The sequence below is a fragment of the Picosynechococcus sp. PCC 7003 genome (assembly GCF_001693255.1).
In the GTDB taxonomy this organism is placed as follows: domain Bacteria; phylum Cyanobacteriota; class Cyanobacteriia; order Cyanobacteriales; family MRBY01; genus MRBY01.
In genome coordinates this window covers 1,812,382-1,834,234 of sequence record NZ_CP016474.1, presented here as the reverse complement: position 1 = coordinate 1,834,234, position 21,853 = coordinate 1,812,382, and the positions used below count along the sequence as shown (strand labels likewise).

At 49.0% G+C, this 21,853-nt stretch carries 20 protein-coding genes and 1 tRNA gene; 10 read left to right on the top strand and 11 right to left on the bottom strand.

What is annotated here, in order from left to right; translation table 11 throughout:
• Nucleotides 1-136: 136 nt before the first annotated feature.
• From AWQ21_RS08730 to AWQ21_RS08715, 4 genes are all read left to right on the top strand, one after another.
• Nucleotides 137-691: a late competence development ComFB family protein gene (locus tag AWQ21_RS08730; RefSeq protein WP_065715279.1), complete on the top strand. Its 555-nt coding sequence runs from the start codon at nt 137-139 to the stop codon at nt 689-691.
• 100 nt (nt 692-791) lie between these two features.
• Nucleotides 792-1,448 (top strand): sigma-70 family RNA polymerase sigma factor, encoded by a 657-nt coding sequence (locus AWQ21_RS08725; protein WP_065714207.1) that lies wholly within the window; start codon nt 792-794, stop codon nt 1,446-1,448.
• Between the two features lie 69 nt (nt 1,449-1,517).
• Nucleotides 1,518-2,033 (top strand): anti-sigma factor, encoded by a 516-nt coding sequence (locus AWQ21_RS08720; RefSeq protein WP_065714206.1) that lies wholly within the window; start codon nt 1,518-1,520, stop codon nt 2,031-2,033.
• Nucleotides 2,034-2,341: 308 nt separating this feature from the next.
• Nucleotides 2,342-3,946 carry an NAD(P)H-quinone oxidoreductase subunit 4 gene (locus tag AWQ21_RS08715; protein ID WP_065714205.1) on the top strand — a complete coding sequence of 535 codons (1,605 nt, stop codon included), beginning with the start codon at nt 2,342-2,344 and terminating at the stop codon, nt 3,944-3,946.
• Between the two features lie 132 nt (nt 3,947-4,078).
• On the opposite strand, the gene AWQ21_RS08710 is transcribed toward AWQ21_RS08715, so the two are convergent.
• Nucleotides 4,079-4,600, bottom strand: coding sequence for a sterol desaturase family protein (locus AWQ21_RS08710; RefSeq protein WP_065714204.1), 522 nt, complete (start codon nt 4,598-4,600; stop codon nt 4,079-4,081).
• A 190-nt stretch (nt 4,601-4,790) separates the two neighbouring features.
• On the opposite strand from AWQ21_RS08710, the gene AWQ21_RS08705 reads away from it, so the two are divergent.
• The gene (locus AWQ21_RS08705; RefSeq protein WP_065714203.1) at nt 4,791-6,164 is read left to right on the top strand and encodes a lipopolysaccharide biosynthesis protein; all 1,374 of its coding nucleotides are present in this window, start codon (nt 4,791-4,793) and stop codon (nt 6,162-6,164) included.
• A 29-nt stretch (nt 6,165-6,193) separates the two neighbouring features.
• On the opposite strand, the gene AWQ21_RS08700 is transcribed toward AWQ21_RS08705, so the two are convergent.
• The 5 genes from AWQ21_RS08700 to AWQ21_RS08680 all read right to left on the bottom strand — a co-directional run bounded on the left by AWQ21_RS08700 (nt 6,194) and on the right by AWQ21_RS08680 (nt 13,836).
• Nucleotides 6,194-7,429, bottom strand: a complete 1,236-nt coding sequence (locus AWQ21_RS08700) for a glycosyltransferase (protein ID WP_065714202.1) — start codon at nt 7,427-7,429, stop codon at nt 6,194-6,196.
• 62 nt (nt 7,430-7,491) lie between these two features.
• Nucleotides 7,492-9,267, bottom strand: coding sequence for a fatty acyl-AMP ligase (locus AWQ21_RS08695; RefSeq protein WP_065714201.1), 1,776 nt, complete (start codon nt 9,265-9,267; stop codon nt 7,492-7,494).
• 43 nt (nt 9,268-9,310) lie between these two features.
• Nucleotides 9,311-10,117, bottom strand: coding sequence for an SDR family oxidoreductase (locus AWQ21_RS08690; protein WP_065714200.1), 807 nt, complete (start codon nt 10,115-10,117; stop codon nt 9,311-9,313).
• On the bottom strand, nt 10,118-13,387 hold the full coding sequence (locus AWQ21_RS08685; RefSeq protein ID WP_065714199.1) for an aminotransferase class I/II-fold pyridoxal phosphate-dependent enzyme: 3,270 nt from the start codon (nt 13,385-13,387) through the stop codon (nt 10,118-10,120).
• A gap of 375 nt (nt 13,388-13,762) precedes the next feature.
• Nucleotides 13,763-13,836: transfer RNA gene (locus tag AWQ21_RS08680), tRNA-Val, on the bottom strand.
• A 144-nt stretch (nt 13,837-13,980) separates the two neighbouring features.
• On the opposite strand from AWQ21_RS08680, the gene AWQ21_RS08675 reads away from it, so the two are divergent.
• From AWQ21_RS08675 to AWQ21_RS08665, 3 genes are all read left to right on the top strand, one after another.
• Complete coding sequence (locus tag AWQ21_RS08675) at nt 13,981-14,484, top strand: hypothetical protein (RefSeq protein WP_012307590.1); 504 nt, start codon at nt 13,981-13,983, stop codon at nt 14,482-14,484.
• A gap of 43 nt (nt 14,485-14,527) precedes the next feature.
• Nucleotides 14,528-14,962, top strand: coding sequence for an MAPEG family protein (locus AWQ21_RS08670; RefSeq protein WP_065714198.1), 435 nt, complete (start codon nt 14,528-14,530; stop codon nt 14,960-14,962).
• 354 nt (nt 14,963-15,316) lie between these two features.
• Entirely contained in the window at nt 15,317-15,808 is a 492-nt protein-coding gene (locus AWQ21_RS08665) for a YajQ family cyclic di-GMP-binding protein (protein WP_012307592.1), read from the top strand.
• Here the strand turns inward: AWQ21_RS08665 and menA are convergent.
• Together menA and hisB are read right to left on the bottom strand one after the other, a co-directional pair.
• A complete protein-coding gene (gene menA / locus AWQ21_RS08660; protein ID WP_065714197.1) occupies nt 15,805-16,755 on the bottom strand; it encodes a 2-carboxy-1,4-naphthoquinone phytyltransferase in 951 nt (316 codons plus the stop codon). The genes AWQ21_RS08665 and menA overlap by 4 nt on opposite strands.
• 140 nt (nt 16,756-16,895) lie before the next feature.
• Nucleotides 16,896-17,507 carry an imidazoleglycerol-phosphate dehydratase HisB gene (hisB, locus tag AWQ21_RS08655; RefSeq protein ID WP_062434959.1) on the bottom strand — a complete coding sequence of 204 codons (612 nt, stop codon included), beginning with the start codon at nt 17,505-17,507 and terminating at the stop codon, nt 16,896-16,898.
• A 94-nt stretch (nt 17,508-17,601) separates the two neighbouring features.
• On the opposite strand from hisB, the gene AWQ21_RS08650 reads away from it, so the two are divergent.
• Both AWQ21_RS08650 and AWQ21_RS08645 read left to right on the top strand, forming a co-directional pair.
• Nucleotides 17,602-17,925, top strand: coding sequence for a phasin family protein (locus AWQ21_RS08650; RefSeq protein ID WP_012307595.1), 324 nt, complete (start codon nt 17,602-17,604; stop codon nt 17,923-17,925).
• A gap of 60 nt (nt 17,926-17,985) precedes the next feature.
• Entirely contained in the window at nt 17,986-18,510 is a 525-nt protein-coding gene (locus AWQ21_RS08645) for an FKBP-type peptidyl-prolyl cis-trans isomerase (RefSeq protein ID WP_065714196.1), read from the top strand.
• Nucleotides 18,511-18,609: 99 nt separating this feature from the next.
• Here AWQ21_RS08645 and AWQ21_RS08640 read toward each other — a convergent pair whose 3' ends face one another.
• The 3 genes from AWQ21_RS08640 to AWQ21_RS08630 all read right to left on the bottom strand — a co-directional run bounded on the left by AWQ21_RS08640 (nt 18,610) and on the right by AWQ21_RS08630 (nt 21,819).
• The gene (locus AWQ21_RS08640; protein WP_065714195.1) at nt 18,610-19,452 is read right to left on the bottom strand and encodes a fatty acid desaturase; all 843 of its coding nucleotides are present in this window, start codon (nt 19,450-19,452) and stop codon (nt 18,610-18,612) included.
• A gap of 77 nt (nt 19,453-19,529) precedes the next feature.
• A complete protein-coding gene (gene hemN / locus AWQ21_RS08635) occupies nt 19,530-20,927 on the bottom strand; it encodes an oxygen-independent coproporphyrinogen III oxidase (RefSeq protein ID WP_065714194.1) in 1,398 nt (465 codons plus the stop codon).
• Between the two features lie 139 nt (nt 20,928-21,066).
• Entirely contained in the window at nt 21,067-21,819 is a 753-nt protein-coding gene (locus AWQ21_RS08630; RefSeq protein WP_065715278.1) for a heme oxygenase (biliverdin-producing), read from the bottom strand.
• Between the last annotated feature and the right edge of the window lie 34 nt (nt 21,820-21,853).

The window sequence follows — 21,853 nt, the reverse complement described above, 5'->3', positions numbered from 1 at the left end:
TTGCCCATTCCCTTGCTATAAATTGGAATGATAGTAATGGGATGTACTTTCTTAGAGAATCGTGGTTTTTCCCCGGTTTTTACGCAAAGATAGTGAAGTGATTGGCCCCCTTGTCCCGGAATTTTCCAAGAAACCTATGAGTATTGATCAAATTGTTGAACAAGCCCTAAAAGACGGCTATCTCACCCCGAGTATGGAAGCGGAAGTTGGACGCATTTGCGATATGTCCTCTGAGCTTTCGATTGAGGAATACATGGCGTTGGATCGCCTGATGGGGGCTTTACTCACTGGGGAAGTGATTGCTGTCCCCCGGAAACAATTCATCAATGTTATGGAGGAGCTGGTCATTAGCCGCTCCATTGCCCGGGTCGCTGAGATTGAGGCGAGTAGCACCCAAAGTTTGGATGTGGGGGATATTGCTGCCTATGCGCTCAACCGCCTGCCACCGCTCTATGCAACGACGGAAGAGGGGGCTAATTATCAGCGTCAAAAGGCCCGTGAGGAATTACAGAGCTTAATTAATGAACAGGTGGATGCAGCCCTTTCTCGTTATTTAGACCGACCGGACTTTTTCCCTGAGCGTCAGGCGATCGCCTCTCCTAGTCAGGATAAGAGCGTGCTGGCCCAGGTGAGCAAGCTCCTTGAAGGCTACGCACCGGGATTTGAACAGGAAGAGAATGTATTTTCCTAGGGCTGGGGTCTGACGCTTGGAGCTAGGGTCTGGAACTTTTTTCTGGGCCGTAGGGTCTTTACAAAAAGAAGTCCTGTTATGAGTTCTTTGTGAAGAGAGCATGAACCGATCCCTTTCTATCCCCATTCCTTCCCATCAGGGAGCCGTTCCCCAAAGTGGTGTGTCTCCGGAAAAACTCTCTAACTATGATCTGATTCTCCGTTGCCAGGCGGGTAGTAAGCCTGAGCGGTCTGCTTTCGTGGAATTATTAAAACGTTATCAGTCCCATGTGGATCGGTTACTCTATCACCTCGCCCCAGACTGGCAAGACCGGTCTGATTTGTCCCAAGAAGTTTGGATTCGGGTTTATCGCAATCTGCAACGCCTCAATGATCCCCAAAAATTTAAGGGCTGGCTGAGTCGGATTATTACGAACCTCTTCTACGATGAATTACGCAAGCGCAAACGGGTTCGTCGTCCTCTCTCGTTAGACAATCCGTTTCAGACCCAGGATGGGGAAGTGGCTTGGGATGTGGCGTCTGATGATCCTAGCCCCGATGATGATCTCGCAACCCAAGAATTTTATGAACATTTACGGGAGGCGATCGCCGAACTGCCGGAAGTCTTCCGCACGACAATTGTGCTCCGGGAAATTGAAGGGCTAGCCTACGAAGAAATTGCGGAAATCACTGGGGTTTCCCTCGGCACAGTCAAATCAAGGATCGCCCGCGCCCGTGCCAAATTGCAGGAAATGCTCCAGCCCTACTTAGCAGAGTAAATGACTAAATAATGAAGACTTGCCTCAGCGGCAAACCGCTGGCGATCGCCTAGAGGGGGAGACCTAGAAATGAAAAAAAAACACACTTCTCACCAACACCACACCGATTCTGAAACTCCAATGGGCCAAAATTTTGAGCAATTCCAGCGTTTGAGTGCCTATTTTGACGGGGAGGCCACCCCAGCAGAGCGCCAGGAAATTCAGCATCTCCTGGATACTGACCCCCAGGTTAAACAGCAATATCAGCAGCTACGGCAACTCAAACAAGCGCTACAGTTGTTGCCCATTCCCACAAGCATTTCGGCCCAATATCTCGGTCAACGGGTATTGGCGCGGTTGCGTCGTTCCCAGTTACGCACCCTTTCCCTCTGGGGCAGTGGGGCGATCGCCGCTCTTTTTGTGGCTGGGGTCATGGGTCAGATGCCCCGTCTTAACCTCGACCGATTTGCCAATAACAACTCGGATCAGGAATCCACCACCGCCCTAGTCGAAACAACGTCCCTCCAGGGAGAAGAAGCCCTTGTGGTCGCCCTGAATCGTCCGGTTCTCCAAATTCCCAAACTGGCCACCACAGAGTCGCCCTAGTTTTTCGACTGGTGTTTAAATTTTGCCCACGTTGTCCATGGTGAGATACCTCGCCGTGGATTTTTGTTTGGCTTGAATTTTGACAGTCTAGGGCGCAAAAATATCGGGCGATCGCCGTTAACGATGCAAAAAAAGCATTATTTTTTTTTTTTTCCATAACAAAGCCAGGGTTCTGTCTCCGGATAGACAGACAACCCCACAAATAAACATGACCATAAAAAGTTTTTACTTTAACCCCTTGGCAGATTGTAACAAAAATTCATATAATCGGAGGCGAACGCAATAAATAAGTATTTTTTCCTAGTCCTATGGATAGCTTGCAAATCCCGTGGCTCACTACGGCGATCGCCTTTCCGCTTCTGGCCGCCCTTGTCATTCCCCTCATTCCCGACAAAGAAGGTAAAACCATCCGCTGGTATACCTTAGGCGTTGCCCTCACCGATTTTGCCCTTCTAGTTACTGCTTTCTGGCAAAACTACGATCTCGGTCGCACAGAATTTCAACTCACTGAAAATTTTGTATGGATTCCCCAGTTGGGGTTGAATTGGTCCCTAGGCGTTGACGGTTTGTCAATGCCTTTAATTATTTTGGCGACCCTGATCACCACCTTGGCAACCCTTGCGGCCTGGAACGTCACCAAGAAACCCAAACTCTTTGCGGCCTTAATCCTCGTGATGCTGAGTGCGCAAATTGGTGTTTTTGCAGTCCAGGATTTGCTGCTATTCTTCATCATGTGGGAATTAGAGTTAGTCCCCGTATACCTGCTCATTTCCATTTGGGGCGGAAAAAAACGCCTCTATGCGGCCACCAAATTTATCCTCTACACGGCCTTGGGTTCTGTTTTCATCCTTGCGTCCACCTTGGCCCTCGCCTTCTATGGCGGTGATGTGACCTTTGATATGCAAGCCCTAGGGCTAAAGGATTATCCACTGGCATTAGAATTACTGGCCTACGCTGGATTTTTAATTGGTTTTGGCGTTAAATTGCCTATTTTTCCGCTCCACACTTGGCTCCCGGATGCCCATAGTGAAGCGTCTGCGCCGGTCTCCATGATCCTTGCTGGTGTGCTTTTAAAAATGGGTGGCTATGGTCTGATCCGGTTAAATATGGAAATGTTGCCGGATGCCCATATTCGCTTTGCTCCCCTGCTCATCGTTCTGGGGATTGTCAACATTGTTTATGGGGCGCTGACAGCCTTTGGACAAACTAATTTAAAGCGACGTCTGGCTTCGTCTTCGATCTCCCACATGGGCTTTGTTCTCGTTGGCATTGCTTCATTTACCGATTTGGGCATGAACGGTGCCGTGTTGCAGATGTTGTCCCATGGTTTCATCGCAGCGGCTCTGTTCTTCCTGTCCGGGGTTACCTATGAACGGACTCACACCCTGATGATGGATGAAATGAGCGGCATTGCGCGGTTGATGCCCAAAACCTTTGCCATGTTTACGGCGGCGGCGATGGCGTCTCTGGCACTGCCGGGGATGAGTGGTTTTGTCAGTGAACTAACCGTCTTCCTCGGTTTGAGTAATAGTGATGCTTATAGCTATGGATTTAAGGCGATCGCCATTTTCCTAACGGCGGTTGGGGTGATTTTAACGCCCATTTACCTACTTTCAATGCTGCGGGAAGTATTCTACGGCAAGGGATCCCAGGTTTCACTCAACCTTGCAACTGGGGCAGATGCCAAACCGCGAGAAATCTTTGTGGCAGTTTGTCTGCTGGCCCCCATTATTGCCATCGGTCTTTATCCAAAGCTGGCAACGACCACCTACGATCTCAAAACCGTTGAAGTTGCTTCGAAGGTAAGAGCCGCTCTACCGCTGTATGCGGAGCAATTCTCCCAAAATGGCGATCGCCAAGCGCAAATGGGTTTAAGCTCTCAAATGCCTGCCCTGATTGCACCTCGTTTCTAGCAATCATTGGGTGCTTTCCACTAATAAGCTCTCTGGGTTAGCGCCATAAATTTAGGAAAATAATTTGAAACGAATGGGCTTCATCAAGCCCATTTTTTTATGAATCAATGCTGCTCAGGTGACACACACCACCTAAAGCCATTTAATCTGCCAAAGTTTCTGGTCTGCTGTACGTTGCTCTTTTTCTGTGAGCCAAGTAGATGTCGGGCGATAAGTGCCAAAGAGTCGATCCCACCAATCGACGCCGATCCCAAAATTATGGTGCCATTGATTATATTTATGGTGGACGTAATGGACGGGCATCGGTAACCAAAAGCATTTAATTGGGTTGTCATGCTGCAATTGATGGGCAAAGGCAGCAAAGGCAGCATAAATGAAACAGCCCAGAAACCAACTAATTCCTAAGATCCAGGAATGGAGAAAAAAGGGAAACAGCACAACATTGATCCCGAACACATAGTTGCGAAATTCCCAAAGAAAACCCTGGCCGGTGCCGCTGATATGGTGTTGGGTATGGCCTTGACCCAGCTTGGGAAACAGACGTTTGATGGGGTGTTTGGAGGAAACATGGAAAATCCGGTGAATCCAGTATTCCAGAAAACTCCCAAAGATAAAGGAGAGGCTAAAAACAAGGAGAGGCAATAAAACTTCCATAGGTCACACTTGCGGTTCAAGGAAAACTTCAATAGAGTAAACGGGTTGTATTCGCTGGGGCCCCTAGAGATAATCCTGACTCGATAAGACCCCATTTGTAAATTTTTGTATTATAGTTGCCCCTGCACGTCTCTGGGTTTAGGAGAGTTTCCTCAACGCCTAAGGCGCAGATTTCTTTCGTCACGAATTCATGGCTAAGTTGTTTTTGGCAGACCGCATTCTTCGCAAGATTTTAAAAAATTTTAGTTGGCTGCTCTGTGGGCAGATTCTGACGGCGATCGCCAATTTTGCTTACCTAAGTCTAACGGCCCACACCCTTGGAGTTGTAGCCTTTGGTCAATTAATCTTGGTGCGAGCCTATGTAGAATTAATTATTGGCCTGACCACCTTTCAATCTTGGCAAGCCCTGATCCGCTACGGTGCAGACTATCTCAAAAATCGGGACTATTTAGGCTTTCAGAATTTAGTTAAACTCACCACTTGTCTAGACTTTCTCGGTTCCCTAGGAGGATATTTAATCGCAGTGGTCGCAGCCCCTTTCATCGGGCCATTGGTCGGGTGGGATGCTGCAACGATTCACGATGTACAACGGGTAAGCATTTTGATTTTGTTTACCTTGAGCTCAACTCCTATCGGCCTTCTACGTTTATATGATCGTTTTGATTTGTTAGCGGTCTTGCAAATGGTGGCCCCTCTAGTTCGGCTTTTGGGCACGGCGATCGCCATCTGGTTAGAGGCCCCACTAGTCGGCTATTTACTGGCCTGGTTGAGTGGCGAAGCAGCCAATGGCCTCTGTCTTTTAGCCTGGGGGTGGTGGAATACAGCGAAAAAACCAGTATTCCAAGAAATAAACTGGTCTTTAAAGCCACTATTACGGATGAAGCCTCAAATCTTTAAATTCTGCCTTGTTTCTAATCTCAATTCTTCCCTACCCCTCGCCATTACTCTGAGCCCCCTAATTGTCGGCGTCTTTGCCAATCCTAGCGCCGTTGCCCTTTTTCGAGCTGGCTATGAATTTTCCACACCCCTCAAGGATTTAGCCCTTCTTTTTACCCAATCGGTTTATCCCGAATTAGCCCACCTTAGTGCCAAGGGTCGCTGGCGTAAATTTCGTAATCTGCTGTGGAAGCTCGGACGAATTTTGTTGGGGATTGGTGTTACTTTGCTAGTTGCTATTCTTCTGGGTGGAAAAATACTGCTTTATTACTCCATGGGATCTGAATTTACCGCAGCCTATGCTCCTCTCGTGTTGTTAATTATGGCGGGCTTATTCTTGATGGGGAATTATCTCTTGGAACCGGCGCTTTTTTCCATGGAGATGCCCCATTTATCCCTCCGGAATAATGCCATTGCCATTTTGTTAGTTTATCTGCCTCTACTCATGATTCTTGCCTATTATTACGGCGCTTGGGGAGCAGGACTAGCAACCCTGATTGCCAATGGTATTGGATTTAGCCTGAATTTATTTTGTACCTGGCAAGAATTGTGCTTAAGACAAAAAAAACAGCAACAAAATAGATCCTCTATTCAGACAAAACAGCCTATTTTTCCCTCAAAACATTAATTGAGCAATAAAAGCTCATATGCTTTCAATTAAATATTTTCACTAACTTGTTTCTTCCAGATATCCAGTAAGTTTTCTACTGCCTTATCTAAAGTAAGCTCACAGACATTTCCATAGGTGTTATCGGCCATTTCATGACGTAAATCATCATGCTCAACGAGGTGCTTAAGACTAAGTACAAATGCTTGGGCATCCTGAGGAGGATACAAAAAACCCGTTTTTCCATCTGTCATATTATCAATCACACCTCCCGCATTAGGGGCGATGACGGGAGTACCACTTGCCAGAGCCTCAACCACAGTAAGGGCTCGATTCTCTTTTTCGGAATTAGTCACATAAATATCAGTATTTGCAAATAGTTGCGGTACTTTTTCTGGAGGAACACGACCTAACATGTGAGTTTCAGGACAAATTTTGCTGAGTCGTTCCAGAATCTCCGAATTTAAAGGCCCATCTCCAGCGACAAATATCGCAACTCTTTTCCAGTCAATTAAATCTTTGAATTGTTCTAGGGCGTTTAAACCAAAATCCCATCCTTTATCAGGGGTTAGACGTCCTATAAATAATATTTTGACTTTCTCTTCTATCTCTTGATGCAAATCATAGTTTCTTACAAAAAAATCATTAATCTTAAGCTTGGGCTCTCTAAATTTTTGGGGGTCAAAGCCCCAAAGCTCTCGATAGTGGACATTAGTAATGCCCATCTGAACAAGCTTAGCTTCTGTCGTTTTACTATGAATCAATGTCAGATCATAACTGTTATATATCCAGGCAATTAATTTCTTCGCTATATTTTCAGCAAATTTGAGAAAAATACCCTTAACCGGAAAAAAGTCTTCGATATATTCAGTGAAATTTGTCCTAAAAAATCCAATACAAGGAATATTGTGTTTTTTGGCAAAGTCAATTCCTGGGATTTTTAAAAATCCTAGAAAAAGTCTTTCCGGTTCATCAACGTGAATAATGTCAGGGGAAAACGCCTCTAGCTGTTGAAGCATTTGGCCATAGCTCCCCCTAGTGACATTGCGCTCGAAGTCAATCCCCATAAAAGGCTGACTTTCAAGATTTACAACCTTAACATTTGGCAAAATGTTACCAGTATATTGCTTCCAGTCTGGATAAATAGCTTTTAAGGATTGATAGTCAGGGCAAAAAAGAATAACCTCGTGGCCCCACTTACTTAATCTTTGTACTCTTTGAAAACCACTCACCGTCACTCCATCAATAACTGGCAAAAATCCAGAAGTAATGATTGCAATTTTCATAAATTTAGAGTCTTGATAATAGGTTTTTATCGATATTTTCTAGGGAAGCAGTTATTTGATTCCTAAAAACTTGAGATTAAATTAGCAATATCATGGGTTTCATGGAGAATCCATTCTCCTAAACTATTAAGATTGCCTTCAAGAAAAGCCTGACGACAAGCCCGTCGTTGGATTTTGCCGCTAGAGGTCTTGAGAATGCTCCCTGTTCTCAGCAGGACAATGCCATAAACCTCAACCGTATGCTCTTGATACACCGCCTGACGGATCGCCCCGACAACTTCTGCGAGATCAAACTTGCGGACATAGCTCCGCTTCAATTCTTGAACCACCACAAGGCGTTCTTCATCGGCGGCCTCAATGGAAAAAGCAGCACCGGCACAGGGGCGGAGGGCGGGGTGGCATTGCTCAACAGTTAGTTCAATGTCTTGGGGGTAGCGGTAACGGCCCCAGAGGATCATTACATCTTTAATACGTCCGGTCACAAAGAGCTCACCATCTTTTAAAAAGCCTAAATCTCCAGTACGAAGATAAGGCCCTTGGCCATCGACATAGGCTTGGAAGGTTTCTTTTGTTATCTCTGGTCGCTCCCAATAGCCCTTGCCGATACCTTTGCCAGCGGCCCAAATTTCCCCTACCTGACCTTCGGGTAGTTTGGTGTTGGTCTCTGGATCAACGATCACTACTTCATCTCCTAACCAAGTCCAGCCGCAGCTGACAATACCGCGACGACCATCAGTACTAATGATTGCTTGGTTTTGTTCGAGGGCTTCGGGGGCTACATATTGCACAACGGGGGGGATGCCCTTGGAGCCACCACTAATGAAAAGGGTGGCTTCAGCCATGCCATAACAGGGATAGAAGGCTTCTTTGCGGAAACCGCAGGGGGCAAAGGTCTGGGCGAATTTTTCTAGGGTGCTGGCCCGGACGGTTTCGGCACCACTATAGGCTACATCCCAAGAGTTCAGATCTAGGCTTTCTAGTTGTTTTGGGGTTACCTGATTGGCGACAAGATCGTAGGCAAAGTTAGGGCCACCACTGGTTGTGATGCGATGCTGGGAAATGACTTCTAACCAGCGAACGGGCTTTTGGATCAGTTCAATGGGGGACATTAGATAGGAAGGAAAACCGCCATAGAGGGGTTGGATGAGGCCTCCGATCAAGCCCATATCGTGGAACATAGGGAGCCAACTGGCCATCTTGCTTTCGGGACTGTGGCTAAAGGATTTGTAAATAGTGGCGGAATTGTGCAATACATTGCCGTGGGTGACCATCACGCCTTTGGGTTTACCTGTGGAGCCGGAGGTGTATTGTAAGAAGGCGAGGGTTTCTTCGGTAATCTGAGGGGGTTGCCAGTCTGCTGCTAAGGTCAAGGGAATTTTATCCATGGCGATCGCCTTAACCTGGCTGAATTTTTGGGTGAGGCCAGCGGCTTTGATCGGCGCTTTGATGAGTTTCTTTTGGAAGTACTCAATCAAGGATTGGGTCGTTAAAATGGCTTTTGCTTGGCAGTCTTCCACTCGTTCCATGAGTTTATCGAGGGCATCGTCGCTGCGACTGGGGTTGATGGTGACGGCGATCGCCCCGGCATAGAGACAGCCATAAAAACTGGCGACAAATTCAAGACCAGCGGAGTAGGGAAATACTAAAAGAATGCGATCGCCTGGCTCGATAAAGGTCTGTAGATGGGCGGCGATCGCCTTTACCTGTTGCTCCAGTTGGGCATAGGTCAGTTGGGTGAGATTATCTTCCCCTGCAATAAAATAATAGGCCGTGCGATCGGGGCTAGCATCAGCGTGGTGATGGAGGAGATCAACAATGGTTTTCGCAGAATGGGTCATGGTTTTCGATCCCATAGAGTCAGGGTAAAGGAGGAAGTGAGTCTTAGTTTTGGCGGGCGCGGGCCACAAGCCGATCAAAATACCATTGCAGGACAGGAGCCAACAAACTATGAAGGCGGTAGAGCAGTTGCATTTCCAGACCGGGCGCAATGACAAATTTTTGTCGACGAACGCCCCGGAGGATCGTACTGGCAACCTGCTCTGCAGTCCACATTTGGGCAGTCTCTGTAATTAACTTGGTTTCCGGCGGTTTTGTCAAATTTTCGGCGGCCAGTTGGGGAGTATCGGTATCGGGTGGATAGGCGATCGCCACTTGGATTCCCACTTGCTTTAATTCGCTCCGGAGGGATTCTGCCAAGCCCCGCAGGGCAAATTTGCTGGGACTGTAAGGCGTATAACCAAAGAGTCCCAACAGACCTGCGCCTGAAGAAATCATCACAATATTCCCCTTTCCTGTAGTTTGCATCGCTGGAAGAGCCGCCCGGATAGCATACAGTGTGCCGAAATAATTCACCGCCATGGTTTGTTCAAAAACTTCGAGGGAAAGTTCCTGAAAATATCCAGGGTGGGCAATGCCGGCAGAGGTGATCAATAAATCCGGAGCACTAAACTTTTCAATGGCTGAGGCGATCGCCTGTTCGATCTCACATCTTTGGGCCACATCCGCCGTGAGGGTTAAACATTGCTGTTGGGGATTGGGAAAGATTGCTTGAAGCTTTTCCTGGGCTGCCTGGAGCTTGTTTAGACTGCGGGCAATGATTGAAAGATTAACATCCCCCTGCTGGGCCAACTGGCGGGCGATCGCCAACCCAATGCCACTCGATCCCCCCGTAATAATTGCATGTCGCATCTATTCAGCCTCAATCAGAAACTGCTGACCGACTTCCGCAAAAATTGTCAGGGCTTTATCTAGGTGTTCGCGGGTGTGGGTCGCCATGACGCTGGTACGAAGGGCCGCTTTGTTGCGGGGGACAGCAGGATACACCGCCGCATTCACATAGACCCCAGCCTCCAAGAGTGCCTTACAGAACTGCATGCATTTAAAATCGTCACCAATGTGCACTGTGATGATCGGCGTTTGGGCAGTGCCGACGGTAAACCCAAGGGACTGTAACCCCCGTTGCCAATATTGAGCATTTTCGTGGAGCTTTTGCACCCGCCAAGGTTCGGCAATCAAAATATCTAGGGCAGCGGAGGCCGCAGCCAGGGAAGTGGGCGGAATAGAGGCAGAAAATAACATCGACCGACCATTAAAGCGAATCCAGTCAATCACCTTTGCCTCAGCAGCGACCCAACCACCGATGGAGGCTAAACTTTTTGAGAAAGTACCGCAGAGAATGTCACTACTGCCGATCATCCCGAAATGTTCCTCCGTTCCCCGGCCCGTTTTTCCCAGTACCCCTAGGGCATGGGCATCATCCACCGCTAAAGTGGCCCCATGGCGATCGCATAATTTCCGAATTTCCGGTAGAGGGGCAATATCCCCGGTCATGGAATACAAGCCATCAATGGTGACCATCGTTGCCGAGTCTGCTGTCACCTGGATCAGTTTTTGTTCTAAATCCTGTAGATCATTATGTTGATATTGAACGACCCGGCAGCGACTCATAAAAGCCCCATCGTAAATACAAGCATGGGCCTCACTGTCGAGGATCATTGTCGTATTTTCGTTCATCAAGGCCGAGATAAAGCCTAAATTTGCCTGGTACCCCGTCGTAAACACCAAAGCATCTTCATGGCCCACAAAGGTCGCAAGTTTCTGCTCAAATTCCCGGTGTTGGCGGGTCGAACCATTCAGGAGGCGTGACCCCGTTAAACTTGGCCCTTCCTCCAAGGCCGCCTTTGCCGTCGCTTCTCGCACCCGGGCATCCGCCGTTAGCCCCAGATAATTGTTAGAGCCCAGCATGATCAGTTGCCGTCCCTCAAAAATACAGGTGGCCCCTTCATTCCGTTCGAGGGCGCGGAAGTAGGGCAGCAGATCATTGGCCCGAAGCTGATCCGGCAGGTTAAACTCCCGGGCCTTGTCGAGAACATTGCGGCTGGGTTTGTAGGCTAACCGCAACCGTTGATCTAGATCGATACCCTCTGCTTCTAATGGGGTCGTTTGGGGGAGATGTCCATTTTGATGATGCTGGGATTCTTGGGAGAGATTAGCTAGAGCCAAGAGATCTTGGGCAAGTTGGGCAACGGTAATATCCTCAAAAAATTTTTCGAGGGGCACTGTCAGATCAAATTTTTGTTCGATGTAGTGCTTAATTTCAATAACCTGTACGGAATCTAGGCCCAAAGCGGCAATGGGTTGATCATCTTGGATCGTATCGAGGGGCAGCGAGAGGGCCTGGGCCAATTGTTCTCGCAGGGGATTAATTAGGTTAGTTGTTGATTGGGAGAGGTTTTGTTTAGTAATATCTTGGGCCGAAGAATTGCTTATTTCACCCAGGACACTGCGGCCCACAACCAGCAGTTCATCGGCCAGGAAAGCTTGACGACAACGGTATCGTTGGATTTTACCGCTGGACGTTTTCGGGATGCTACCTGTTTTGATCAAAATAATCCCGTAGGTTTGCAGTTCGTGGTTTGCGGCGATCGCCTGGCGGATTTTTTGGGCGATCGCCTCGACATCCAGATTCCGGAGAAAGGTTCGTTTTACCTCCTGCACCAGCATTAGGCGTTCTGTACCGTCGATTTCCACCATGAAGGCTGCCCCGCAATTTTCCCGGAGGGCTGGATGGGACTGTTGGGCCGTAAGTTCGATGTCATGGGGATAGTGATTTTTTCCCCGAACGATAATTAAATCCTTCAGCCGACCGGTAATAAACAGTTCTCCAGCTGTAATAAAGCCGAGATCACCGGTGCGCAGGAAAGATTTTTGGTGGTGATCGAGGGTCGCCGTAAAGGTTTCTTTAGTGGCGATAGGCGCATTCCAATAACCCTGGGCGACACTGCCCCCCCGCACCCACACTTCTCCAGTCGTGCCTTCGGGGCAAGGGGCAAAGGATTCCGGATCAACGATCGCCACTTGGGTGTCATGGTAGGGCTGGCCACAACTGACAAATAGATTTTCTGACTCTGCCGATGAGTTGGTGGTAATCGGCGCTTGTTTTTTGTCACCCCCTGTGATGAAGAGGGTCGCTTCTGCCATGCCATAACAAGGATAAAATGCCTCTGGTCGGAAACCGCAGGGAGCAAACTTTTTACTAAATTTTTCGAGGGTGGCCGCCCGCACTGGTTCTGCGCCGCTATAGGCGAGCGTCCAACTACTTAAGTCTAGATTTGCCAGATCATTTTCTGTCAGGCGATCAAGGCACAAATCATAGGCAAAATTTGGCCCACCGCTGGTAGTGGCCCGATATTTGGCGATCGCCTGGAGCCAGCGTCGGGGATTGGTTAAGAACGCCACCGGGGGCATCAAAATACTGGGGAAGCCCACATAAAGCGGTTGGAGCACATGGCCAATGAGACCCATATCGTGGAAGAGAGGCAGCCAACCGACCCCGACACTTTTTTCACTATGACCGAAGGCGGTTTGAATAAGTCGTTGGTTGTGGAGGATATTCCGATGGGAAACCATCACGCCCTTGGGGATTCCCGTGGATCCAGAGGTATATTGCAAAAACGCCAGATCATCCTCTCGAATCACCTGGGATTCAAATCCTTTGGGATCTGGCTCTAAAGTATCCGTCGCCAAAAAAATTAAATTCTGAAACGGCTCTGCTTGGGCAAATCTTTGTTGAATATCTGTGAGCAGTGTCTTGGTGGTTAGGGCGAGTTTGGCCTGGGCATTGTCGGCGATCGCCAACAGGCGCGATAACTTTTGGTTGCGCTTCGGCGGATAGACAGGCACCGCAATCACCCCGGCGTAAAGGCAGCCCAAAAATGCTGTGATAAATTCCAGCCCAGAAGGATAGAGCAGCAATGCCCGTTCCCCGCGCCAGGGAGCTAGATGGGAGGCGATCGCCTTTGCTTGGGTTGCTAACTCTTGGTAGGTGAGGTGGCCAGACTCTGTTTCTCCATTTTCTAAAAAACAGTAGGCTTGGGCATTGGGTTGGCTGCGTGCCCGCTCATCAAGGATATCGAGCAACGATGCCTGTGCCTGGATAGGATGCTGGAGAAACGTCATAAAGCAGTAAATCAAAAGCTAAGGGGACGCAACGGCTGTGGACCCTGACCTTAAGGAATAATAAAGGAGTTTTCTAATTTTGTTATGCAGAAATATAGCCTAACGATGTCAATTCTGGCATTTCTGCCCCAGTATTTAGAATTAGGGTCATCACGTCCCATTTCTATAGCCTAGGTCAATGGGCTCAACCCTTATGGTTGAATCAGCGTTGGCCAGACAGAAGCTCAATCACTGGAAATATATAGGCGATCGCCTATCAACCCCTAGGTGCCGTAAAATCATAGCGCTAATGGGCTAGAAAAACGAGACAAGGGTGTTCCCGACTCGAATTTGCGAACATCAAACTGGGAAACCACTGGAAATTAATTTTTGGTATGGACGTAACTGGATTCGAACCAGTGACCCCATCGATGTCAACGATGTACTCTAACCAACTGAGCTATACGTCCGGGTTGCAAACAGGATATCAATGTAGCATTAGCATTTAAAAATACGCAAGCGCCTGAGCAAAGAAAAATCTAAGGATTGCTTTATCAGGGATGTTTGATTAAAATGGCATCGATTATTCAGGCTATCGAGTCCCCTTACGATCTTTGAGTCAATCTTTAGATATTCCGACCCTTGACACCCTGGCGCAGGAGCTAGCTGCCATTCAACAAACTGGCTCTAAGCGCATCGCTCTTCTCGGTTCTCGGCATGTCCCGATTACCCACCAGCACCTGATCGAAATGATGAGCTATGCCCTAGCCCTAGGGGGAAACCGAATTATCACCTCCGGCGCAACGGGGACAAATTCAGCGGCCATTAAAGGCGTAATGCGGGCCGATTCGAGCCTTTTAACGGTGATTCTGCCCCAAAGTCTAGAGAAGCAACCCCGCGAATCCCGCGTGGAACTCGAAAAGGTTGTGCATTTGGTGGAGCACCCCGAAAACGATGAATTGTCCCTGGGGGAAGCCAGTAGCCTGTGCAATAGTGAAATTATTTCCCGCTGCCAACAACTCATTTGTTTTGCTTTCCATGACAGCGATACTCTCCTACAAACCTGTCAGGAAGCCGAAGAACAGCGAAAACTCGTCACCCTCTTTTATTTCGATTAACTTTTTTTGTGCCCCCATTTGCTGAGTCGTTTAGGATTAATCCATGAATCTGTCTGTTGCTGCTGTTCTTATTTATTCGTTGGTCGGCGCGGTATTTCTGGTTTATCTGCCCTATGGGGTAGTGGGTTATGCACGGGTTAAACTGGCTAGTCAAATGAGCGATCGCCTAGAGATGTTTCGGCGACCGAGGGCAACAGTAGATCTTCTGCCGGATTATGCGCAGCGGGCTAATTGGGCGCACCAGAATGCCTTTGAAGCGTTGGCAGTTTATAGTGTTGCTTGTCTATCTGCCTTGGTAACGGGGGTGGATTCTCCCTGGGCCATGGGGGCGGCGATCGCCTTTTTGGTGGCGAGAACCTTCTATCCGTTGTTTTATATCCTCAACATTCCGGTATTGCGCTCGATGATGTTTGCCGTGGGAAATATCGCCAATATTACGCTTTTTGCCTTGAGTGTGATTGCCGTCCAGGGCCTCTAGGAAAACGCCCAGGGCCTCGCAGAACGTTTACAGGCAAATGTGAACCTTGAACATGGGCGCTATCCTTCCCTACCCTAAAGAGGGATAGGGAAGGATAGCGCGGTGATGTAGCAAAGCAAAATCACCAATCAATGTGAGCACAATATGCCATAATAGTAGCCACATTGTTCACTTAAAGAGAATCAATGCAGCTCAGGTTAATTTAGTCTGAGCAAGGGGTCAGGAACTGGCCTCTTTAGACGCAGAGCTGCCTAGCTCTACCGATTGCGGAAGCATGAGGCAACTAGGAGCGATGAAGCGTCGGAAACTCCATGCCTCTTAGGCTGGAGTAGTTCACTTCAGCTAAGTATCTTTATGGCTTCTACAAATTCCTTTGATGTGGTGAGTGATTTTGACCGTCAGGAAGTGGTCAATACCATCGATCAAGCCCTCCGGGACATCAACACCCGCTATGACCTCAAGGATACCAAGACCACCATTGAGCTGGGCGAAAATACGATCACGATCAACACTGCCAGCGACTTTACCCTCGATGCAGTGCAAACAATTCTGGTCACTAAAGCCGTTAAACGGAACCTGTCACCGAAGCTTTTTGATTATGGTGAGGCAGAATCCGCCAGTGGTGGCCGCGTGCGCCAAGTGATTACCCTGCGCCAGGGTATTTCTAAGGATGATGCGAAGAAAATCACCAAGATGGTCAAAACAGATTTTAAAAAAGTGCAGGCTTCGATCCAAGGGGATGCTGTCCGCATTTCGAGTAAGTCAAAGGATGACCTCCAGGCGGTGATGCAGGCGGTGCGGGATTTGGATTTCCCGATGCCGATTCAGTTTACGAACTATCGCTAATAACCCAAGCCTGTAACGCTGAGAAATTCTAGGTTGTAATAGGACAAAACATAGGCGATCGCCAACAGCAGACCACTGACGAAGTGAAACTTGACCGCAAAAAATTTGCAGTTACTCACCTTGTCGGGTTGGTCATGGTTCAGGCGCACATGGTTGATTAGACTGAGGGCGAAGGGAGCACTGGCAAACGTAAGGAGCATCCAGGGCGACCAGGTTCCGGCGGCCACCAACAGGCAAGTCAAGACTAAAACGGCTCCCAGACTATAGGTCAGTACCTGCGCTCCTTGGTAGGTACCGAGGCGAACAATGGGTGATTTTTTCCCGGCGGCTAGATCATCTGCGGCCTGGTGAAAATGGGAGCAAAATAAAATAATGCTGGTGGTCAAAGCAACCCAGGCTGAGGCCCAGACCGCATTCAGTGTGAAGGTTTGGGCTTGGCTATAGAAGACTCCCAGCCCCGTGATCCAGTAGGCGAGAAAACAAACAAACTCACCAATGCCGAGATAGCCCAAACGGAAGGGTGGCCCCTGGTAGGTATAGGCGATCGCCGTCGCCAAGAGTAACAAGTTAAACACCGTCCAATCCTGCTGGAGATAGCTAATTAGGGCAATGCCCGCTACCCCTAGGCCCAAAAAACCGAGGGCAATGGCAAAAACCAGTTGGCGATCGCCCGTGAGATTGACCACCGAGGTTGCCTTATTCACATCAATGCCGGTGTCTGCGTCGAACACATCATTACTCAGGTTCATCCAGGCGATCAAACAAATGGCCGCACCCAGGAAAAGCCCAAATTGCACCGGGTCAAACACCCCAAATTCCCCATAGGCCGCTGCCGTTGTCACCAGCACAGGGGTAACCGCCACGGTATAAATGGGGGGTTTAATCGCGCCAAGCCAAAGACGCCGGGCCGCTTTCGGACTAGAGGTAGGTGGGTTTTCCGTGAGCATTACTGATTAAATGAGCCAATTCTTCAGAAAAGTGTACCTTAACCTTTCCATAAGAGGGGGAGGAGCTGAGCAATGCCCCAATACACTTTAACTGTGGAAATTTGCTTGGCAATGTTGGGAATCAAAATTTCAAAAAGATCCTAAAGCACCCCTTTAGAACTGGGGATCGTTGCCGCCCGACGGGGGTCAATTTCCAGGGCCATGCGCATCGCCCGGGCAAAGGCTTTAAAGGTTGCTTCGATGATGTGGTGGGAATTGATGCCGTCTAGTTGGCGCACATGGATCGTCATTTGGGCATGGTTCACGATCGCCACAAAAAATTCCCGCACCAGTTGGGTATCGTAGGTGCCGACCCGTTCCGTGGGGATTTCTAGGCCATAACTGAGGTGGGGCCGACCGGAAAAATCTAAGGCGACCTGTACTAAGGCCTCGTCGAGAGGGGCGACAAAATGACCAAACCGCTGAATCCCTTTGCGTTCTCCAATGGCTTTGGCGATCGCCATCCCCAAGGTAATGCCCACATCCTCATTGGTGTGGTGGTCGTCGATTTCATAATCCCCTTGGGCCTGGATGTGCAGATCCAAGAGACCATGGGAGCAGAGTTGGTGCAGCATATGGTCGAGGAAGGGCACCCCCGTATTTACCTCACACTTGCCGGTCCCATCCAGATTTACCGTTACTTTCACATTCGTTTCACCCGTCACCCGGGCAACGGTCGCAATCCGGGGGGACTCAGAAGAAGCAGGCATCATTAGAATATAACTAGGTTCAAATTCGCTAAGCTATTCTAGCTTAAGGTTGAAACCATTTAGGGAAACCCATACTGAAGACGAGACAGACTACACCATGGACAACAACAACTTCCTGCAACAAATGCTGATGATTGGGATTGGGACTACCTCGATCGTCGCCGAAAAGGTCAAAGAAGCCAGTGACCAATGGGTAAAAGAAGGGACGATCAACCCAGAGCAGGCCAAGACGATGCTCGATGACATGATGAACCAACTCAAACTCGAACAGGGCAATGCAGAAGCTTATTTCGAGCGGCAGGTGCGGAATATTTTGCGGGATCTTGGGGTGCCTCGTCAGTCAGAAATGGATGAACTGCGCGGCCGCATTGATCGTTTAGAGCGGCAGGTGCGCGAACTGGAAAATAAGCAGTGGCGATAGGCCCGGTAAGATAGGAAAGCAATGCACACTGTTTGTAAATCTGGGAGTGAATAAACATCCATGCGAGAAATTTGGCTTAGTTTTGGGGTCATCGTTATCTGTGGGGTGATGTTAATCTTGTCTGCGGTCTTTAATGGGGCCAGCCAAACGGCGATCGCCGCTGAACTCAACTCAACCAGCCCAGTGGTACAAATTGCCGCTAATCCCACCGAGGAACTCAAAAATATGGATATTGATTTATCAAAAGCAACAACAACCGAATCTGGTCTTCAGTACATCGACGAAGTTGTTGGCGAAGGAGCGTCCCCCATGGAAGGGGAAATGGTGACGGTACATTACACCGGCAAACTCACCAATGGCAAAGTATTCGATAGCTCCGTTAAGCGCAATGAGCCATTTTCCTTTGTGATTGGCGTTGGTCAAGTGATCAAAGGTTGGGACGAAGGCGTAATCACCATGAAGCCCGGTGGTAAGCGGACGTTGATTATTCCGCCGGATCTGGGCTACGGCTCCCGTGGTGCTGGTGGTGTGATTCCGCCCGATGCAACCCTGATCTTCGATGTGGAATTGCTTGGTATTCGCTAGGCTAACCCATTATCTATATTGCTTTAGACAAAAATCCCCCATACCAAACGGAAAATGGGGGATTATTTTTTGGGATTGGCGTAATGATTAAAAGTAAACTTATTCTGTGACGACGGCTGGCGGCAAAATAACTTTAGTGGCGAGACCAAGCCGTTGTAAGAGCCAGATGGCCCACCAGGTAACATCCACTTCCCACCAGCGCCAACCGGCTTTCGCGACGTTGGGATAGGCATGGTGATTGTTGTGCCAGCCTTCACCATAGGTCAGGATCGCGGCCCACCAAAGATTGCGGGAATTGTCATCGCTTGGGTGACTGCGGTAGCCCCAAACGTGGGTGACGGAGTTGATAAACCAAGTGCTATGCCATAGCAACACGGCCCGCACGAGCATTCCATACACCACCCAAGACCAACCGCCCAGGAGATAAAGGGCGATCGCCAAGGGAATTTGCAGCAACAAAAAATTGCGGTTTAACCAGCGATAGAAAGGCTGTTTTGCTAGATCCTGGGCATAGCGACTGTATTGGTCAGCATCGAAAAATTGCTTATCCGGGTAGAAAATCCAGAGCATATGGCTCCACCAAAAGCCCCGTTTGGCGGAATAGGGGTCTTTCACTTCATCTTCGGTGTGGGCATGGTGCAGTCGGTGGCCCGCCACCCAAAAGATGGGGCCACCCTGGAGGGCAAGGGCTCCGATAAATGCCAGGGTATATTCCAGCCATTTGGGAACCTTCAAGCTGCGGTGGCTCAAGAGGCGATGGTAGCCCAAACAAATGCCAATACTGCCAAAGAGCCAGTGGAGAAACAGGCAAACGGCGATCGCCGACCAGGAGAAAAAGAAAGGGGCCAAACCAAGGGCCAGGAGATGAACCGCACCGAAAAAGAACACGGCAACCCAGTCTAGGGTTGGTTTTTGGGTGGGGTGTTGCACAGATTGGGTCATGAATTCTCAAACAATAGAACAAGACAAAGGGGAATATCGGTGGGTTGATCCTCCCCCAGGGGAACTGGTGGCGATCGCTAAATCGCCTTGGAGAAGGTTTTCTCAGTTTTGTGTTGCAGGTAGGTATCAAACACCGCCGCAATATTGCGGATCAGCAGCCGACCACTGGGCGACACCTGGAAACCATCTCCAGAACGGTGAATCAGGCCATCGGCTTCCAAATCATTTAAAGCATTGAGTTCGGCTTGGAAATAATCGTTAAAGTCTAAATCAAAGCCTAAGTGATATTTGTTTTCGAGGTTGGGGGCCGACAGTTGGAACTGACACATCAATTCCATGATCACAGTGCGACGAATCAGGTCATCTTGGCTGAGTTGAACGCCCTTTTCGATGGGAAGAATTTGTTGATCAATGGCGGCATAAAAATCTTTGAGCTTTTTATGGTTCTGGGCGTAAACGTTCTGGAGCATACTGATCGATGTCATGCCAAATCCCAAAAGATCCGATTCCGGCTTCGTGGTGTAGCCCTGGAAATTCCGGTGCAGTTCCCCCGCCTGTTGGGCGATCGCCAATTCATCGTTGGGCTTGGCAAAGTGATCCATGCCGATGAACACATAACCGTGGTAGGTCAGGTTAGCGATGGTCATCTTGAGGATTTCTAGCTTTTCGGCGGTGGGGGGCATCGCCGCTTCGGGCATCCGTTTTTGCAGAGGTTTCAACCAGGGCACATAGGCAAAGCTAAAGACAGCGATCCGGTCGGGGTTGAGTTGAATCGTTTTTTCCACCGTTTCCGTGAACGTCGCCAGGGTTTGGTAGGGCAGGCCATAAATCAAATCTACGTTGACGCTCTCAAAACCTGCCTCCCGAATCCAGGCCATCACCTCAAAGAGTTTTTCTTCCGGCTGAATGCGATTCACCGCTTCTTGCACCTTGGGGTTAAAGTCTTGGATGCCGAAGCTGATCCGCTTAAACCCTAGCTGACGTAAAGCAACAATATACTCGCGACTCACCTCACAGGGGTTGATCTCAATGGAAATCTCCGCATCCGGCGCAAATTGGAAATTGTCCTGGAGGGTCTGCCACAGTCGGGTGACTTGATCCAGGGTGAGGTAGTTGGGCGTGCCGCCACCCCAGTGCAGTTGTTGCACGAGGCGATCGCCTTGGACGAGGGGGGCAACCTGTTCAATGTGGCGAATGAGGTAATCCAGGTAGGTAGCGGCGGCGGGTTTGTACTGGGTGATGATCGTATTGCAGCCGCAGAAATAACAGGGCTTTTCGCAAAAGGGAATGTGGCAATAAAGGGATAACGGGGTTTTCTTATAGTTCCCCATGGCGATCGCCTGGCGGAAAAGATCCCCATCAAAATCGGGGGTTAATTCCGTTGCGGGGGGGTAACTGGTATAGCGGGGAACCGCTTGATTATATTTTTGGAGAAGCTGTCCATCAAAGCGGACATTTTGACAAGCTAAATTCATGGGAAAAAAAGATTAATTAAAGCAGTTGATGTTTCAAAAAAATCCCCCGGCACCTCCACTTCAGGGCGACGTTAAGCTTTCAAACCACATCACAAAAGTGCTCAGGGGAACTTGTAGGAATAGAGGATTAAAACAGGTTCTAAGAAGACGCCACGAGGGCCGGATCATCGGGCTGGCGATCGCGGCTCTCTGTACTGCCCGGACGGTCTTGGCGAGTTAACAAATCAAAGGTGTGTTCGCCAATGGCGGCTTTGACGTCTGGCTCCAATTCGTGCATCACATCCCGGTTGAGGGCAAAGGCATAATTGGCTTCGTTGATAATCTTTTGGATGGTTTCTTCGTCTAAATTCAACTGATCCAGGGCGTCCCGATATTGCAATTTAAAATTGCGGCGATCGCCTGGGGTCGGCCAATGGTCAAATTCATAAAATCTGGTGCCTTGGGCATCGGGTAACTTTAAGGCCGAGCGAATAATATTCTTTAAACTCTGACCCCCAGACAGATCCCCCATGTAGCGCACATAGGCATGGGCAATCAGGAGTACCGGATCAGTGGCGGCCAGTTCTTGTAAGCGTGCTTGGTAGACTTTACCCGCCGGGAGCAGTTCCAACTGCGCTTGCCAATGCTCACCGTAGTAGAAGGCAAGATCTTCTTCCAGATGGGGTACTCGGTTCAACTCCGGAAAATAGATTTCCCCTAGAATGTCGTGGTCTTTGTACTGTTCAAAGGCTGTCTCTAGGGTGTAGTAGACCGCATACAAATTGGCCATCAACTTCCGGAGGGGTTGCCGCTCCACAATGCCCTTCAAAAAACACTTCATAAAGGCCGTATTTTCTGAGAGGGTATGGGAAGTTTGGGTACCAAATCGGAGGCGTTGGGATAGGGTTGTCATGGCTACTCCATGGGGTAAATGGGCGGAAAAATGC

What these genes read in the sequence shown, in the direction of transcription:
- AWQ21_RS08730 (WP_065715279.1), top strand. Translation starts at nt 137, where the DNA reads ATGAGTATTGATCAAATTGTTGAACAAGCCCTAAAAGACGGCTATCTC.
- AWQ21_RS08725 (WP_065714207.1), top strand. Translation starts at nt 792, where the DNA reads ATGAACCGATCCCTTTCTATCCCCATTCCTTCCCATCAGGGAGCCGTT.
- AWQ21_RS08720 (WP_065714206.1), top strand. Translation starts at nt 1,518, where the DNA reads ATGAAAAAAAAACACACTTCTCACCAACACCACACCGATTCTGAAACT.
- AWQ21_RS08715 (WP_065714205.1), top strand. Translation starts at nt 2,342, where the DNA reads ATGGATAGCTTGCAAATCCCGTGGCTCACTACGGCGATCGCCTTTCCG.
- AWQ21_RS08710 (WP_065714204.1), bottom strand. Translation starts at nt 4,600, where the DNA reads ATGGAAGTTTTATTGCCTCTCCTTGTTTTTAGCCTCTCCTTTATCTTT.
- AWQ21_RS08705 (WP_065714203.1), top strand. Translation starts at nt 4,791, where the DNA reads ATGGCTAAGTTGTTTTTGGCAGACCGCATTCTTCGCAAGATTTTAAAA.
- AWQ21_RS08700 (WP_065714202.1), bottom strand. Translation starts at nt 7,429, where the DNA reads ATGAAAATTGCAATCATTACTTCTGGATTTTTGCCAGTTATTGATGGA.
- AWQ21_RS08695 (WP_065714201.1), bottom strand. Translation starts at nt 9,267, where the DNA reads ATGACCCATTCTGCGAAAACCATTGTTGATCTCCTCCATCACCACGCT.
- AWQ21_RS08690 (WP_065714200.1), bottom strand. Translation starts at nt 10,117, where the DNA reads ATGCGACATGCAATTATTACGGGGGGATCGAGTGGCATTGGGTTGGCG.
- AWQ21_RS08685 (WP_065714199.1), bottom strand. Translation starts at nt 13,387, where the DNA reads ATGACGTTTCTCCAGCATCCTATCCAGGCACAGGCATCGTTGCTCGAT.
- AWQ21_RS08670 (WP_065714198.1), top strand. Translation starts at nt 14,528, where the DNA reads ATGAATCTGTCTGTTGCTGCTGTTCTTATTTATTCGTTGGTCGGCGCG.
- AWQ21_RS08665 (WP_012307592.1), top strand. Translation starts at nt 15,317, where the DNA reads ATGGCTTCTACAAATTCCTTTGATGTGGTGAGTGATTTTGACCGTCAG.
- menA (WP_065714197.1), bottom strand. Translation starts at nt 16,755, where the DNA reads ATGCTCACGGAAAACCCACCTACCTCTAGTCCGAAAGCGGCCCGGCGT.
- hisB (WP_062434959.1), bottom strand. Translation starts at nt 17,507, where the DNA reads ATGATGCCTGCTTCTTCTGAGTCCCCCCGGATTGCGACCGTTGCCCGG.
- AWQ21_RS08650 (WP_012307595.1), top strand. Translation starts at nt 17,602, where the DNA reads ATGGACAACAACAACTTCCTGCAACAAATGCTGATGATTGGGATTGGG.
- AWQ21_RS08645 (WP_065714196.1), top strand. Translation starts at nt 17,986, where the DNA reads ATGCGAGAAATTTGGCTTAGTTTTGGGGTCATCGTTATCTGTGGGGTG.
- AWQ21_RS08640 (WP_065714195.1), bottom strand. Translation starts at nt 19,452, where the DNA reads ATGACCCAATCTGTGCAACACCCCACCCAAAAACCAACCCTAGACTGG.
- hemN (WP_065714194.1), bottom strand. Translation starts at nt 20,927, where the DNA reads ATGAATTTAGCTTGTCAAAATGTCCGCTTTGATGGACAGCTTCTCCAA.
- AWQ21_RS08630 (WP_065715278.1), bottom strand. Translation starts at nt 21,819, where the DNA reads ATGACAACCCTATCCCAACGCCTCCGATTTGGTACCCAAACTTCCCAT.